Genomic DNA, 14,630 nt, shown 5'->3' with positions numbered 1-14,630 from the left:
TGAAAGGAGAAATTTATTGATGGCTATGAACAAAATTGAACGTATCGACAAAGAGATTGCAAAGACCCGCGAGAAAATCACCGAGTACCAGAACAGATTAAGGGGGCTTGAAGCGCAGAAAACCGAAGCGGAAAACCTGCAAATCGTACAGCTTGTGCGCTCCATGCGCCTTTCCCCGCATGAGCTTTCCGCTATGCTTTCCGGGGGCGGTATTCCGGGTATGGAAGCCGCGCCGGGCTACCCCGCAGAACCCGCAGACCATGACACCGAAGAAATGGAGGACACCGAGAATGAATAAGAAAATCCTTAGAACCTTGACCGCACTTTGCGCCGCCCTTGTACTTATGGGCGGCTTTTCCGTCACCGCTTTTGCACAGACCCCGGAGGGAGAGGACGACACCAACGACAGCGGCGTTGTCTACGAGGAACCCCAAAAGGAAGAACCCCTTACCCCGGACGGGAACGCGACCCTTGTAGACGATTTCGGCGGCAACAAGCAGCTTATCACCGTAACGACCAAAAACGGCAATTACTTTTATATCCTCATTGACCGGGACGACGAGGGCGAGGACACCGTACATTTCCTTAATCAAGTGGACGAAGCCGACCTCTTAGCACTTATGGAGGACGGAAGCACCGAAGCAGCCCCGCCCGCCGTTTGCAGTTGCACCGATAAATGCGAAGCCGGAAAGGTAAATGTGAGCTGCCCTGTCTGCAAGGACAACATGACCGCTTGCAGCGGCAAGGAAGCGGAGCCGGAAACCGAGAAACCAACAGAGCAGCCCAAAGAGAAAGGCAATACAGGCGGGCTTGTGCTTTTCCTTGTCGTGGCACTTCTTGGCGGCGGGGGCGCGTTCTATTATTTTAAGTTTATGAAGCCAAAGCAGAACGTCAAGGGCGACACCGACCTTGAAGATTTCGATTTTGACGATTACGACGAGGACGAGGGGGACGGGCTTTCTGATGAAGAACAGGAGGACGAGGAAGCATGACGCTTTTCACCGAAAACCCTTTAGAAAAAATGATGGTACAAAGACCCACCGGGCGGCGTGACAGTGCGCCGCCCGTTCCAAAATCCCCGGCGTGTATGCGTTGCCCTTATAAGGCGCAATCCCCCTGTATCGGCTATTGTCTGAAACAGGCACAGGAGAAGAAGCACACCGCGCCGGAACGCTGAAAGGAGGATTTTTTCATGGCATTTAGACTTGTGATTGCAGAAAAGCCGAGCATGGCGCAGACTATCGCCGCCGCGCTTGGCATTAAGGGGAAACAGGACGGGTATATCGAGGGCGGCGGCTACCTCATTTCATGGTGCGTCGGGCATTTGGTACAGCTTGCGGAAGCTGCCGCCTACGGGGAGCAATATAAAAAATGGAGTTTTGACAGCTTACCCATTCTGCCGGAGGAATGGCAGTACGCCGTTGACCCGGACAAGGGGAAGCAATTCAAAACCATTAAAGAGCTTATGCACCGCGCCGACGTTTCCGAAGTGGTAAATGCGTGTGACGCGGGGCGCGAGGGTGAATTGATTTTCCGCTTTGTCTACGAAGTGGCGGGCTGCAAGAAGCCCATGCGCCGCTTGTGGATTTCTTCAATGGAGGACGGGGCGATTAAGGCGGGCTTTGCTTCCCTCAAAGACGGGCGGGACTATGGCGCGCTCTTTGCGTCCGCCCTCTGCCGCGCAAAGGCTGACTGGCTTATCGGCATTAACGCCACCCGGCTTTTCTCCTGCCTGTATGGAAAGACCTTGAACGTGGGGCGCGTCCAGACCCCGACCTTAAAAATGCTCACCGACCGGGACGCGGCTATCTCCCATTTCCAGAAAGAAAAATATTATCATGTTCGCCTTGATTTATCCGGCGCGGACGCGGCAAGCGAAAGGATTTCGGACAAGGCAGAAGCCGACGCGCTGAAAGGGGCTTGCGAAGCGGGAAAGGCGGTATGCGTTTCCCTTACCAGAGAGAAGAAAACCGCAGCCCCGCCAAAGCTCTTTGACCTTACCTCTTTGCAGCGGGAAACGAACCGCATTTTCGGTTACACCGCAAAGCAGACCCTTGACCTTGCACAATCCCTTTATGAAAAGCGGCTCCTTACTTATCCGAGGACGGACAGCAGCTTTCTTACTGACGACATGGGCGGCACCGCAGCGGACATTATCGCGCTGCTTTGCGAAAAGCTCCCCTTTATGGCGGGCGCGGACTTCACGCCGGAGATTGCAAAGGTATTAGACAGCAAGAAAGTATCAGACCACCACGCAATCATTCCCACTATGGAGCTTGCAAAGGCTGACCCGGACGCGCTGCCGGAAAGCGAGAAGAATATCCTTACCCTTGCGGGGGCGCGTCTGCTTTTTGCCACCGCCGAGCCGCATATTTATGAAGCGGTTACGGCGGTTTTCTCATGCGCCGGGACAGACTTCACCGCAAGGGGAAAGACCGTACTTGCGGAGGGTTGGAAAGAGCTTGAACGCAGATACCGGGCGACGCTGAAAGATAAGCCCGAAGCAGAGGACGGGGAAAATGAGGGCGTGACGCTGCCGGAGCTTTCCGAGGGACAGAACTTTCCTAACCCCGCCGCAAAAGTAACGGAGCATACCACAACGCCGCCGAAGCCCCACAGCGAAGCGTCGCTTCTCTCTGCTATGGAGCGAGCCGGGAACGGGGACACCGACCCGGACGCGGAACGCCGGGGGCTTGGCACTCCCGCCACCCGCGCCGCCGTCATTGAAAAACTGGTAAAGGGCGGCTTTGCAGAGCGCAAGGGGAAGCAGCTTATCCCCACGCAGAACGGAGCCGCCCTTATATCAGTCTTGCCGGATATGCTCACTTCCCCGCAGCTTACCGCAGAATGGGAAAACAATCTGACGCAGATAGCAAAGGGAGCCGCAGACCCCGGCGAATTTCTGTCCGGCATTGAAGCTATGGCGCGGGAGCTTGTGCAGACACACGCCGCAGCACTGGACGGGAAAAAGGATTTGTTCCGGGAGGAAAAGCCCTCTGTCGGCAAATGCCCCCGTTGCGGTTCCCCCGTCCATGAGGGGAAGAAAAACTATTATTGCAGCAACAAAGAATGTGCCTTTGTCATGTGGAAGAATGACCGCTTTTTCGAGGAACGCAAGACCGCTTTTTCCGCGAAGATTGCCGCCGCGCTCCTTAAATCCGGCAAAGTGAATGTGAAGAAGCTCTATTCCCCGAAAACAGGCAAGACCTATGACGGAACTATCGTTCTGGCTGACACTGGCGGGAAATACGTCAACTACCGTATCGAAGTACAGAAGAACTAAAAACTTGAATAGCAAGCATAGGAAGCGGGTACCCACTTCCGTAAATCCCCGTTGCGACGCTGACGCGCCGGACGGGGATTTTGCTTGTTGGGAAGTTTCCCAAACCCTCTTTTGCGGAGGGCTTCACCCTCTAAAAATTTTTGAGAAATCTTTGGCAGAAATGCGGGCGTACCCGTAGTAGACCATGCAGCCCAAAAATGCAGCTTGTGACGCTGCCCCAAAGAAAGGAGGTTTTTCACTATGGCAAGTTTACGGGACACCGTAAAGGACTATCAAGACGAGCTTAGGGACGGTATCGCATGGGTGGCGTTCTGGAAACAGGGGCGTTCATGGAACGCGGAATATTTTCATCTTGATATGGACGACACCCTCTACCCGGAGGACAGGAGCCGGTTAGAGGAAATCAAAAGCACCGACCCCGCCGCCGTTATCCTAAACGGCTATTACTGCGGGCATTTAGGCGAGGACATGAGCCTTGACGAGCTGACCGCCGGAGTGCGCTACCACTACGAAAACAGCATGAACGACATTGACGGTTTTATCGGGGCGCATGACGACAGGCTTCCCCCGGAGGTTATCGAGGAAGCGAGGGCAGCCGCCCATGAAGCGGGGCTTCCCTTTTCCGAAAAGCCCTACCGGGACGGAGAGGATTTTAACCCCTATGTATTTGACGGGAGCATGAGCATTGAGGATTTTGAGCTTATGCACCGCATGATTGAAAAAGAAAGGAGCGAACAAATGGCAGAACCGATTTTAAGCGGCTATCTTTCCAATCTTGGGAAGTACACCGAGGGCAGACCCGCGGGCGAATGGGTGACGTTCCCCACGACTGCCGAACATCTGAAAGAAGTCTTTGACCGTATCGGGATTGACTTCAAGCATTACGAGGAATGGCATTTCACAGAATTTCAATCCCCTATCCCCGGCTTGGCGGAACATTTAAGCGAGTATTCCCACCCCGACGAGCTGAACTATTTAGGGAAGCTCTTGGAAATGCAGTTTGACGACGACCGGGAGAAATTCATTGCAGCCATTGAATACGGCGACCATGCCGACAGCTTACAGGACATCATCAACCTTGCACAAAACCTTGACTGCTACTGGATTTATCCGTCCGTCCACAATGAAGAAGAATACGGGCGTTATCTGGTTGATGAACTGGAAGAACCCGAACTGCCCGAAGAAGCGAAAAAGTATTTCATGTATGAGGAATACGGGCGCGACGCTTCCATTAACGACGACGGTATGTTTACCGAAAAGGGCTATATCTACAACAACCGCAACACCTTTACAGAATGGTACGACGGGCGCGACGTTCCACAGGAATACCGGGTAACGCCGCAGCCCCCGCAGCGGTCACGCCCCGACCCGGAAAAAGCAGATTTTGACGCAGCCGCGCCGGGGCAGAGAACCGCGCAGACCGCAGAGCAGCCACAGGAGCCGCGCCCGGTTATCCCTATCGTGCTGACGAGCGAGAAGCCCGCCGAGAAATTAAAAGAGATTACCGACCGTCTGGAACAGGGTATTGCGGAACTCTTTGACAGCGAGCGTTACAAGGAATATCTGAAAGTCATGTCAAAATTCCATAATTACAGCTTCCGAAACACCGTCCTTATCGCCATGCAGAAGCCGGACGCTTCCCTTGTGGCGGGCTTTTCCGCTTGGAAGAATAACTTTGAGCGAAACGTGATGAAAGGGCAAAAGGGAATTAAAATCATTGCCCCGTCGCCCTATAAAATCAAACAGGAAATGCAGAAAATCGACCCGCACACACAGAAGCCCATAATCGGCAAGGATGGAAAGCCCGTCACCGAGGAAAAGGAAGTCACCATACCCGCCTACAAGGTGGTATCCGTCTTTGACGTTTCCCAGACCGAGGGAAAGGAGCTGCCGGATATTGCCGTTGACGAGCTGACGGGCGACGTTGACCGCTACAAGGATTTTTTCGCAGCCCTTGAAAAGACTTCCCCCGTTCCTATCGCCTTTGAGAATATCGAGGGCGGCTCTCATGGCTACTACCACTTGGAGGACAAGCGCATTGCTATCAACGAGGGCATGAGCGAATTACAGACCTTAAAGACCGCCATTCACGAAATCGCCCATGCGAAGCTGCACGACATTGACCTCAACGCGCCAAAGGACGAGCAGCAGCCCCACGTTGACCGCCGCACCCGCGAAGTCGAAGCGGAAAGCGTCGCCTATACTGTCTGCCAACATTACGGGCTTGACACGTCGGACTACTCTTTCGGCTATGTCGCCGGGTGGAGCAGCGGGCGGGAGCTGTCCGAGCTGAAAAGCTCCCTTGAAACGATACGCAGCGCAGCCGCCGAGATTATCAATTCCATAGACGAAAATCTTGCGGAGCTGCAAAAGGCACAGGACAAGGAGCAGACCGCCGGACAGGAGCAGCCCACCAGAGAGGAAAAGGCAGCCCCGAAAGAACAGCCGCAGCCGGAAGCCCCGGCAAAGGCAGATACAGCCGGGAAAGAGAAGCCGGAAGCAGCCGCACCGGGAAAATCCGGCGCACAGGAAAAGGCGGGCGCAGCCCCGAAAGAAGCCTTTACCCCGGAAACGATTTACAAGATGCGCCGGAACCCTTACGGCGACAGCCCGGAAAACAGCCACCTCTTGCAAGCCTATGTGACACAGGAGAACGGGCGGGCGAAAATGGGCGACGTGCTTTATACGGGAACGCCGGAGAAATGCCGCGAGCTTATGGGGCAGCTCAAAAGCGGCGGGCTGACCGAGGGCGACGTAAAGCAGCTTTACGCAAAGGCACAGGAAACGGCGCAGACCGCCGGACAGGACAAAGACACCTTTTCCATTTACCAGATAAAAGGCGGGGACGAAACAAGGGATTTCCGCTTTGAGCCATACGACCGCCTGCAGGCGGCGGGAAATGTGGTTGACAGGGCGAACTATGAGCTTGTCTATTCCGCGCCCCTTGCGCCGGAAACTTCCCTTGAAGATATTTACACCCGTTTCAATATCGACCACCCCAAAGATTTTAAGGGACACAGCCTTTCCGTTTCGGACGTGGTAGTGCTTCATCAGGACGGACAGGACGCGGCGCATTTCGTTGACAGTGTAGGTTTCCGGGAAGTGCCGGAGTTTTTACAGGAGCAGAAGCAGCTTACCCCGGACGACTTGGAAACGGGCGAAACTGTCAAAACACCGAGAGGGACTTTCCATGTAACCGCTATGAGCCGGGAGCAGATAGAAGCCGCCGGATATGGCTTTCACCACCAGTCGGACGACGGAAAGTATCTGATTATGGGGAATGGGACGCGGGCGTTTGCCGTTGCCGCAGAACAGGCGCAGCGGGACAATCCCTTGAAAACCGCCGAGCAGACCATAGAGCAGAACGGAAACATGATTGACGGTATCATCAACAACACCCCCACCGTTGACGAACTGGAAGCAAAGGTAAAGGCGGGCGAGCAGATTTCCCTTGTTGACCTGGCTAACGCTGTCAAAGCCGACAAGGAGCGCGGCAAGGGAGCGAAGCCGGAAAAAAAGCCCTCTATCCGGGCGCAGCTTAGAGCCGACAAGGAAAAGGCGCAGAAGAAAAACGCAAAGCAGAAGTCACAGGACTTGGAAAGGAGCTGACCCATGCCGGAACAGAGTAAATTTGAAAACGTGGATTTGTTCGCTTCCCTTGAAGCGATTATGAAGCAGAACACAGGCTTTTACCAGAGCGACTTAGACATTGACAAAGAGATTATCGCAAAGGCGGCGGCAAGCCCCAACAGGGAGGACAAGACCCTTTTGTGGTTCTGCCGCCCGTCCGGGACGCACTGTTTCCGGGAGCGCGACGTTTTCCTCAAAGACACCGCGCCCCACAACACATGGCGTTTCTACATGGAGCAGACAAGCGACCGCGTCCTTGCCTATGCAATCGAGCTGACGGGAAAGGAGCGCGGGAAAATTAAGGGCAATCTGTACGAACTGGACTACGCTAAACATTATGAGCGCGTCAAGGAAAAGGAACTGCCCGCCGATACGGTGAAGCTGATTTATGAGCGAGGGGAAAGGGAGATACCCGCCGGACGGTTCTTCAACGGCAACCCAGACCCGCAGCTTGGGAAGTTTGAACGCTTTGAAGCCCTACCCGACGACCCGGACGCGCTGCAATCACTCTTACAGGAAGAACGGCGCAGCCGGGAGCAGCTTCCACCGGGGGACTTCAAGGCGCATATCACAGCCTTGCGGGACGGGCTGATTGAAACGGAAGCGCGGCGCATTGTGCGGGAAATGAAGCGGCACTATGAGCCGAATAGCCCGAACAAGACCCATTTCATGGCAGAGCTTTCCCCGGCGTTCATGCGGCTTGCAGCCACAAAGGACACTGACCGCCTTTTCTCCATGCTGCCCTATAAGACTCTTTCCTTTTCCAAAATCGAGGGCAGACATGGGACGTATGCGCTGATTGACAAGGGGGAGAACCGGGACAGGGAGATAAGGAAGCCCCGCCCCTCTATCCGGGCGCAGCTTAAAGCAGACAAGGCAAAGACCGCCCCGAAAAAGGCGGCGGCAAAAACAAAAAATCACGATATGGAGGTATGAGCATGATTAGACTGACTGTTGAAGAAACAAACCTTTTGAGCATTTACAACGAGGGCGGCAAGCGGGCTTTGATTGAGAATGTCAACGCCGCGCTGCCCTACATGGACGCGGATATGCGGGAGCTTGCAAAGCGCACCCTTTCCAAAGTGGACGCTTTGACCGAAGCGGAATTTGCAGAGCTTCCCATTTACGCCGCTGATGAAGTATGAACGGGGTTAAGCGGCTGACGCCGCCCCAGAGCCGGAAAGTCAACGCCCTTGTGCGCCGGACGTGCTGCAACTATGATAACGGGAACTGTATCTTACTGGACGACGGAGACGAATGCGTATGTCCGCAGCTCATTTCCTATTCGCTTCTCTGCAAGTGGTTCCGGGTTGCGGTGCTTCCCGCCGACAGGCTGCTCTATGCGGAGCTTTACCAGACAGGGGATAAGAAGAAATGTACCGAGTGCGGCGCGTTCTTTGCGTCAACCTCTAACAGTGTCAAATACTGCCCCGTCTGCCGGAAGCGTATCACCCGCAGACAAGCCGCCGAGCGCATGAGGAAAAGACGCACCCCTGTTACGCAGTAGGCGCGGAAAATCCCTTGATTTACAGGGCTTTCCGGGCGTGAAAATCGGATAGGCGATACTTTATACCTTTATCCCCGAAAATGGCGTTCTACTGCGTAACATTCACGAAAACAGCACCCATAAAAAGACAGGGCGCGGAAGTCATATACCGGCTTCCGCGTCCTGTTCTTTTTTTGCCTATCTGACATTTCCCTTTTCCATTTCTTCAAGTGGGAACTGCGGGAGGGCTTCTATCAGCTTCTTTGTGATAGACTGGCGCATATCTTCGTTGATTTCCTGTTTCGTGCTTCCGTCCGGCTGTCTGACCGCTACCGTCGATAGCCTGTCGATTTCGTCCTTGTAGCACTCCACGACTTTCTCCACCGCCCATTTTTCCCCGGCAACGGCGGCGCGTATGGTTTCATATTCCGGCATTTTCTGGTTTTCCATGCTTCAACGCTCCTGTCTGTATTTGATAGCCTTATCATAGCACAGCGGCGGGGATTTTGCTATCCTTATCCGCGCTCTGTTCCCTTTTCACGTTCCGGCTGCCTGTCTGCCTGTAAAATGCTGTCAATGTTCTGCTTGATAATATCATATTCCCGGACTTTCTTTTTCAGCTTCCCATAGTCGGCGTAAAGGGCTTCTTTCTGCGCTTGGAGGGCTTCATACTCCGATTGCAGCGCGGCAAGGTTCGGGAGCTTTGCAATGCCCGCCGCTTTCAACGACCTTGCGGCGGCTTCATGTAGGATAATCGCCTGTTCCTGTCCGGCGCGGTACTTCTCCCTGTTCCTTGCCTTGCGGTATGCGTCATAGACGGGCTTTGTCTTTTGGTAGGTGGAAACATTCTTGATAAGCACCGCCATGTCCGCAAGCCGCTTTTCCGCGTTCTTCAATGCGTCTGCCGCCTGTCCGCTTTCCGCTGACATTTCCTCAATCCGGCTGACTAAATCCGCGTACTGTTCAATCTTGTGTTCCGTCAAGAAATTCATGGTTTTAGCTGCCTGTTTCAGATTGTGGATTTTCGCCCACTGTTCATAGCCCTTACTCTGCGCCGCCTTGATACTGTTCTCAATGTCGATAAGCAGCGAAACGTCGCGCTGCTCTCTGGGGGCTTTCGCCGCCTTTGCCCGTCTGCCCGCTATCCGTTCCCTTATGGCTTCCTCTGTATAGTCTGCGCCGAGGGTTTTTAGGCGGGTGAAGCGTTCCTGTCCGGGGGCGCGGCATGAAACATATTTCCCCGGCTTTATCTCATAGCCCGCCGCCTGTAACCGCGTTAGCAATTCCTCAAAACTGGAAACTTGGGGGATAAGCGCGTCAACGGCAATCTTTAGCTTGCCTTTCCAACTTGTACCCGTCTTTTCTGCCTGGTACTCCGCATAGCTCTTTCCCTTGCTGCCCTTGCCGGGGACGACGACGGACAAGCCATTTTCCCGGCACAGCTTGTCGCTCATGTTCCGTATGCCGTAATAGCTCCTTTTGTTGGAATTGTATTTGTGATGGTCTACAAAATTCACCGCGCAAAAAATGACGTGGTTATGGATATGCCCCTTGTCAATGTGCGTCGTCACAACATATTCATGCTGCCCCTTTGTCACCGCGTCGGCAAGCTGCTTCCCGATTTCGTGGGCTTTCTCATAGTCCACTTCCCCCGGCGCAAAGGACTGTATCAAGTGAAAGGCTAAATTGCTGCCCTTATCCAGTGCTTGCGAGAGGGTATAGCCGAACTCAATGTCTGCCGTTTCATAGGAGCAGCCGAAAGAGGATATGAGCATTTTCCCGTCCGTCTTGTCCGGGTTTTCGATATAGTCAAGGGCTTTGCTTAGGGTGCTTTTAACAGGCTTAATCTTTGTAACCGCCATATCTCCGCAAGCACCCCCTTTATTTCCTCTATGTCCTCTTGGTATGCGTTCCCCGCCGCGTTCACGCGGCGGGCTATCTGGTTGACGTTGACACCGATTTTCTGTATCTCTGCGGTCATTGCCTTTATATCGGCGTGGTCTATCTGAATGATATACCCGTCAATGGCAATCTTCCGCAGATACGCCGCCATGTTCCGGGTGGGTACGAGCTTCATTTTTTCCAGTATTAAATCCCGTTCCGCTTCCGTCACTCTGAATTTGATTTGCACCGTCCTTTTCCGTCCGTCCATTGCTTCGCTCCTTTCCTTTCCGTTCCGAGGGTTTGGGACACTTCCCAACAAGCCATTTTCAACCGACGCGCCGCAGCGCGGGAGGGCGAAAATACGGAAGTGGGTACCCGCTTCCTATGCTTGCTACGAATGTTTTTATCCCTTATGCCCTTATCCCTTACTACGGAGAAAAAGCTATTTTGCCAAACTTCCGCAAAAGAAAAACGCTGCAATTCAAAAAAGATTGCAACGCTTTCTAAATCCTGTTCAGTTTTAAGCCGGACATTCCTATTCGCCCTCTTTTTCGACTTCGGAAATCTCTTTTGCCGTTGCGGTCACAATCCGTATGCCTGTATCGCTCATACCGTCAAGAAGCGCGTCGAGCTGCCGCCGCTGCGTGTTCTTCTCCGGCGGCGTTTCCAAAAGGAACTGGTCTACGGATATATTGTAGCGGAGCATAAGCTCAAAGAAAATCTGTAAACTTGGGTGCTGCCCCTTGTTCTCAATGTTCGCAAGGTAACGCGGCGAGATAAACATTTCGTCGCTTACTTTCTTGCGGCTCTCCTTGCGCCCTGTCCGCGCCGCCTTTATCGCTGCCCCAAAAGCCTTGAAGTCGTATTTCGGTACTGGTCTTTTTGCCATAATTATTCATCCTATTACATTTTACTGTTCACCTTTCCTCTTGGATATGTCTACACTGTTCTATCAGTTGACTAAAATAATTCATATGTATATGTTGACAACTAGCCGCTTTTTTTGTATAGTATTATTAAAAGGGGGGAAATGTTTATGTTACATAGCATGCGTATTCGATAAGCATTGAAATTAAAAAAGATTTTTCCCATTTTCAATATGGGCTTTTTTGTCATGCTTATTTTGCGTATGCTATACAACAAAACTAACGATGTATAGACATAGTATAAAAACTATGCCTTAATTTTGTTGTAGTGTTATATGTATAAATGCAGGTCAATGCTCATGTTGAGAATTGACCTGTATTTTTTTGCGCAAAAGGAGAAATATTATGCTTGAAAAATATTGGATAAAATGTCCAATTTGTAACGGAAAGACGAGGGTTCAAGTATTTTATAATACGGTATTAAGAAATTTTCCTCTTTTCTGCCCTAAATGTAAATTAACACATATCGTTGATGTTGAAAAATTAGAAATCATAATCAAAAACTCTGAAAAACAAACTTTTTAATTTTGAAAAGGAAGGATATTAAATGAAACACTTACCTAAAAGTACACCTACGGAAATATTGAATGACCCATACGGATTTACTTACAAAGAAATGTCGGAAGTAATTGGAGAGGATAAAGCAAGAGCCTTATATGCGAAATTGTATAAACAGCCATTTCACAAAAAAAATCTATCAATATCAACAAAAAAAGTCTATAAAAGTAGCGATACTGAAAAGTATGTTTATGAATTGAAAGACAACAGGTATATCGAAACGGTTTTTATTAAACGGCGAGATGGTGGGACTGTTTGCGTAAGTACGCAAGTTGGTTGTTCTGTTGGCTGTATTTTTTGTGAGTCCGGACGCAATGGTTTCGTTCGTAATCTAACACCGTCTGAAATTGTGCAGCAGGTCATATTGATACGTCAAAAAGTAAATCGTATCGTTTTTATGGGAATGGGAGAACCTTTATTCAATTACGACAACTTGATTGCAGCAATCCATATTCTTCGAGATAGAAATGGACTTAACTTTCCAACCGACGGCATTACCATATCAACAGTTGGTCCAGTTAATCAATTAAAAAAATTGCGCGAAGAACATCTAAAAATTCAGTTGACAATATCTTTACATGCAGCAACACAGGCTGTGAGAAACTGTATCATTCCTCATATGCACATGTACGCTATTGAAGATGTTGTTAAGCAAGCATTGTCCTATTCACAAAGGCATAATCGAAAAGTGGTATTTGCGTATTTGCTTTTACCAGGTATAAATGACCGTTCCTCAGATATAAGGCAACTTGCAAAATGGTTTAAGGGCAAAAATGTTATGATTAACGTGCTGCAATACAACCCGACGAGTAATTCAAAAATTAGAGCACCACAAAAACAAGAAATGGTTGCGTTCAAACATCAATTAGAGCAAACAGGACTTGAAGTTACCATGAGAGTTTCTCATGGTAGAGAGATTAAAGCAGCTTGTGGACAGTTAGCTAATACATATAATAAAGCCAAAAAACAACAAAAATAATTTAATTAAAAGAGCCAGACGCACAGACGCAGAGCCGATAATATGCAGTTTGAAATACTGCTGTTATCGGCTCTTTTTTGATTTAATTTGTGCCCCCAATAACCATATTGGAGCAAAATCAGAACTGTTGCTTGTCGTTCTTTGATTTCCGCAGCAGCTTTGAAAAATCAAAGCCGCCGTTTCTTTTTATCTTCTCAAGAAATGACGCGGTATCACTGTTAAAAGCGGCGGCTAAAGGAGGTAGCCGCCATGAAGCACATACCATATCGACAAAATCCGACGGTCATTGACACATCAAAAAAAGCCCGACCACCACCGGGGGAAATTACGCTTGTATATATGAACTGTCTAATCATCTAAATACTACTCACAATACCAATGCGCCTGTCCGGGCTTTTCGGACAGGCGCATTTTGCTGCTCAAAAAATTTTTTGAAGAAATTTCAAAAAATCTTCGGCGTTTTTGAAAACCGCCGTATTGCCCCGCGAAAAGGGGGAAGCACCACCAACTTTCCAACGAGAAAGGAGGTGAGAATGTGGAACCTAACAGCAGGGAGTTTTACAAACAGTGTGCTTTTCAGAAGTTTTGTAATACGGTACTTCACAATGAAGCGTGCGACACTCATAGAGAGCTTCGCAGACACAGGGCAAAGGAAGTGACCTTTTCCGACATGACCTTAGACGAAGCGCGACAGCTTCATACGTTTGATGAATATTTCAAACGGGAAACTGTTGAAACCGTCTTTGAGAAAGCCGGGAAGAAAATCACGCCAAAGCTGCTTCTTGAAGCAATCCGTACTTTGCCGGAAGAAAAGCGCAAAGCCATACTGCTGTATTACTTCGAGGGAATGAACGATACCGAGATTGCGGAACTGTTCAATACGTCGAGAAGCACGATACAGTACAGGCGGACAAGCTCTTTTGAGAGATTAAGAAAATATCTGGAGGAAAATGCTGATGAATGGGACGAATGGTAACGAACCCGGCTACCCGGAAAATGCCCTTGTTCCCTATCCTGTCATTGTGGTAGCGACAAAGGGCGACCCGGACGCTATGAAGATTGTCTTGCAGCATTTCAGCGGCTACATAGCCCGCCTCTCCATGCGGAAGCTGTACGACGAGCGCGGGAATGTCTATTTCGGCGTAGACCACGACATTCGGGAACGGCTGCAAGCAAAACTGATGATGGCTGTCCTCACCTTTAAGGCAGAGGAATAAACCGCAGCGGCGGCGGGACGCTTTCTCTCTCCCCCTTTTCCGTTCCGCTGCTGACGCGGCAGCAAAGCCATTCTGAACCTTGACAAAGAAAGCGGCGCAAGATAACGGCGGCGCAGCATAGGGCAAATCGGATACGTTCCTTTTGCGCCGAGCCATACGGCGGGTGCGCCATGACGCTATCCGGGTGAGGTTATCCCCGCCCGGACAGCCGAGCGACCAACACCGCGCCGGAAAGCAAGTGTAGCGGCTTGCGGGCGACGACACGCAGAATATACAATGATACTTCCTTACAGCCACAGTCCGAGCGTTAAGAGCGTCGCAGGCAATGGGTAGGGCTGCATGAGAACCATGCCGGGGTGAAATTCCCATGAGGTTATGCTAATAACCGTCCGATTAAAGCCTTTGTTTTATTGAATAGTGGACTTGCTGCTATTCATAGACTGTATTATATGTTTGCGAAAGAAAGGGGGATTTTCTTTGACGCAAAACCAAACGCCCGTTACCACAACGGAGCATAAAATAGGAAAAGTTACTTACCTTGTATGTTCGTCCGCAAGTGAACGCGCAACGGACACACTGGATAAAAAGATAAAAAAACTCATTCGCAAAGACATGGAACTGAACCCCGCAAACGCCCGGAAATAGGGCGTTTCTTCACATTTTATAC

The 14,630-nt window shown here is 50.8% G+C and carries 17 protein-coding genes; 13 read left to right on the top strand and 4 right to left on the bottom strand.

Translation table 11 applies throughout. The features are described from left to right. The first annotated feature begins 19 nt into the window (after positions 1 to 19). The 8 genes from J2S20_RS02400 (at position 20) to J2S20_RS02365 (ending at position 8,420) form a co-directional block, all read left to right on the top strand. The gene (locus tag J2S20_RS02400; protein ID WP_002569175.1) at positions 20 to 298 is read left to right on the top strand and encodes a DUF4315 family protein; all 279 of its coding nucleotides are present in this window, start codon (positions 20 to 22) and stop codon (positions 296 to 298) included. Next, positions 291 to 992: a DUF4366 domain-containing protein gene (locus J2S20_RS02395; protein ID WP_002585094.1), complete on the top strand. Its 702-nt coding sequence runs from the start codon at positions 291 to 293 to the stop codon at positions 990 to 992. The genes J2S20_RS02400 and J2S20_RS02395 overlap by 8 nt, the downstream gene beginning before the upstream one ends. After that, positions 989 to 1,177, top strand: a complete 189-nt coding sequence (locus J2S20_RS02390; RefSeq protein ID WP_002569177.1) for a hypothetical protein — start codon at positions 989 to 991, stop codon at positions 1,175 to 1,177. Before J2S20_RS02395 ends, J2S20_RS02390 begins: the two co-directional genes overlap by 4 nt. 15 nt (positions 1,178 to 1,192) lie before the next feature. Continuing rightward, positions 1,193 to 3,283 carry a DNA topoisomerase 3 gene (locus J2S20_RS02385; RefSeq protein WP_008978034.1) on the top strand — a complete coding sequence of 697 codons (2,091 nt, stop codon included), beginning with the start codon at positions 1,193 to 1,195 and terminating at the stop codon, positions 3,281 to 3,283. A gap of 240 nt (positions 3,284 to 3,523) precedes the next feature. Continuing rightward, positions 3,524 to 6,892 (top strand): antirestriction protein ArdA, encoded by a 3,369-nt coding sequence (locus J2S20_RS02380; protein ID WP_008978033.1) that lies wholly within the window; start codon positions 3,524 to 3,526, stop codon positions 6,890 to 6,892. A 3-nt stretch (positions 6,893 to 6,895) separates the two neighbouring features. After that, positions 6,896 to 7,849, top strand: coding sequence for a hypothetical protein (locus tag J2S20_RS02375; protein WP_008978032.1), 954 nt, complete (start codon positions 6,896 to 6,898; stop codon positions 7,847 to 7,849). Next, positions 7,846 to 8,058 carry a transposon-transfer assisting family protein gene (locus J2S20_RS02370; RefSeq protein ID WP_004607965.1) on the top strand — a complete coding sequence of 71 codons (213 nt, stop codon included), beginning with the start codon at positions 7,846 to 7,848 and terminating at the stop codon, positions 8,056 to 8,058. Before J2S20_RS02375 ends, J2S20_RS02370 begins: the two co-directional genes overlap by 4 nt. Beyond that, positions 8,055 to 8,420 (top strand): cysteine-rich VLP domain-containing protein, encoded by a 366-nt coding sequence (locus J2S20_RS02365; RefSeq protein WP_067539660.1) that lies wholly within the window; start codon positions 8,055 to 8,057, stop codon positions 8,418 to 8,420. Before J2S20_RS02370 ends, J2S20_RS02365 begins: the two co-directional genes overlap by 4 nt. Positions 8,421 to 8,597: 177 nt before the next feature. Here J2S20_RS02365 and J2S20_RS02360 read toward each other — a convergent pair whose 3' ends face one another. From J2S20_RS02360 to J2S20_RS02345, 4 genes are all read right to left on the bottom strand, one after another. Beyond that, positions 8,598 to 8,849 carry a helix-turn-helix domain-containing protein gene (locus J2S20_RS02360; protein ID WP_002585088.1) on the bottom strand — a complete coding sequence of 84 codons (252 nt, stop codon included), beginning with the start codon at positions 8,847 to 8,849 and terminating at the stop codon, positions 8,598 to 8,600. Between the two features lie 65 nt (positions 8,850 to 8,914). Then, a complete protein-coding gene (locus J2S20_RS02355; protein WP_008978031.1) occupies positions 8,915 to 10,261 on the bottom strand; it encodes a relaxase/mobilization nuclease domain-containing protein in 1,347 nt (448 codons plus the stop codon). Continuing rightward, complete coding sequence (locus J2S20_RS02350; RefSeq protein ID WP_008978030.1) at positions 10,222 to 10,551, bottom strand: plasmid mobilization protein; 330 nt, start codon at positions 10,549 to 10,551, stop codon at positions 10,222 to 10,224. Before J2S20_RS02350 ends, J2S20_RS02355 begins: the two co-directional genes overlap by 40 nt. A gap of 267 nt (positions 10,552 to 10,818) precedes the next feature. After that, entirely contained in the window at positions 10,819 to 11,172 is a 354-nt protein-coding gene (locus J2S20_RS02345; RefSeq protein ID WP_008978029.1) for a helix-turn-helix transcriptional regulator, read from the bottom strand. Between the two features lie 382 nt (positions 11,173 to 11,554). Between J2S20_RS02345 and J2S20_RS02340 the strand changes: the two genes are divergently transcribed. The 5 genes from J2S20_RS02340 to J2S20_RS02320 all read left to right on the top strand — a co-directional run bounded on the left by J2S20_RS02340 (position 11,555) and on the right by J2S20_RS02320 (position 14,608). Beyond that, positions 11,555 to 11,734 carry a cysteine-rich KTR domain-containing protein gene (locus J2S20_RS02340; protein WP_002588768.1) on the top strand — a complete coding sequence of 60 codons (180 nt, stop codon included), beginning with the start codon at positions 11,555 to 11,557 and terminating at the stop codon, positions 11,732 to 11,734. A 22-nt stretch (positions 11,735 to 11,756) separates the two neighbouring features. After that, positions 11,757 to 12,746 carry a 23S rRNA (adenine(2503)-C(2))-methyltransferase RlmN gene (gene rlmN / locus J2S20_RS02335; RefSeq protein ID WP_008978028.1) on the top strand — a complete coding sequence of 330 codons (990 nt, stop codon included), beginning with the start codon at positions 11,757 to 11,759 and terminating at the stop codon, positions 12,744 to 12,746. 535 nt (positions 12,747 to 13,281) lie between these two features. Continuing rightward, positions 13,282 to 13,722: an RNA polymerase sigma factor gene (locus tag J2S20_RS02330; protein ID WP_008978027.1), complete on the top strand. Its 441-nt coding sequence runs from the start codon at positions 13,282 to 13,284 to the stop codon at positions 13,720 to 13,722. Next, the gene (locus J2S20_RS02325) at positions 13,703 to 13,963 is read left to right on the top strand and encodes a helix-turn-helix domain-containing protein (protein WP_019727567.1); all 261 of its coding nucleotides are present in this window, start codon (positions 13,703 to 13,705) and stop codon (positions 13,961 to 13,963) included. Before J2S20_RS02330 ends, J2S20_RS02325 begins: the two co-directional genes overlap by 20 nt. Before the next feature lie 417 nt (positions 13,964 to 14,380). Beyond that, complete coding sequence (locus tag J2S20_RS02320; RefSeq protein WP_004607973.1) at positions 14,381 to 14,608, top strand: transposon-encoded TnpW family protein; 228 nt, start codon at positions 14,381 to 14,383, stop codon at positions 14,606 to 14,608. Positions 14,609 to 14,630 lie beyond the last annotated feature (22 nt).

This window comes from Moryella indoligenes, from assembly GCF_030812885.1.
GTDB classification, from domain to species: domain Bacteria; phylum Bacillota; class Clostridia; order Lachnospirales; family Lachnospiraceae; genus Moryella; species Moryella indoligenes.
The sequence above is the reverse complement of the archived record's forward strand: the minus strand, read 5'-3'. Positions and strand labels throughout refer to the sequence as shown.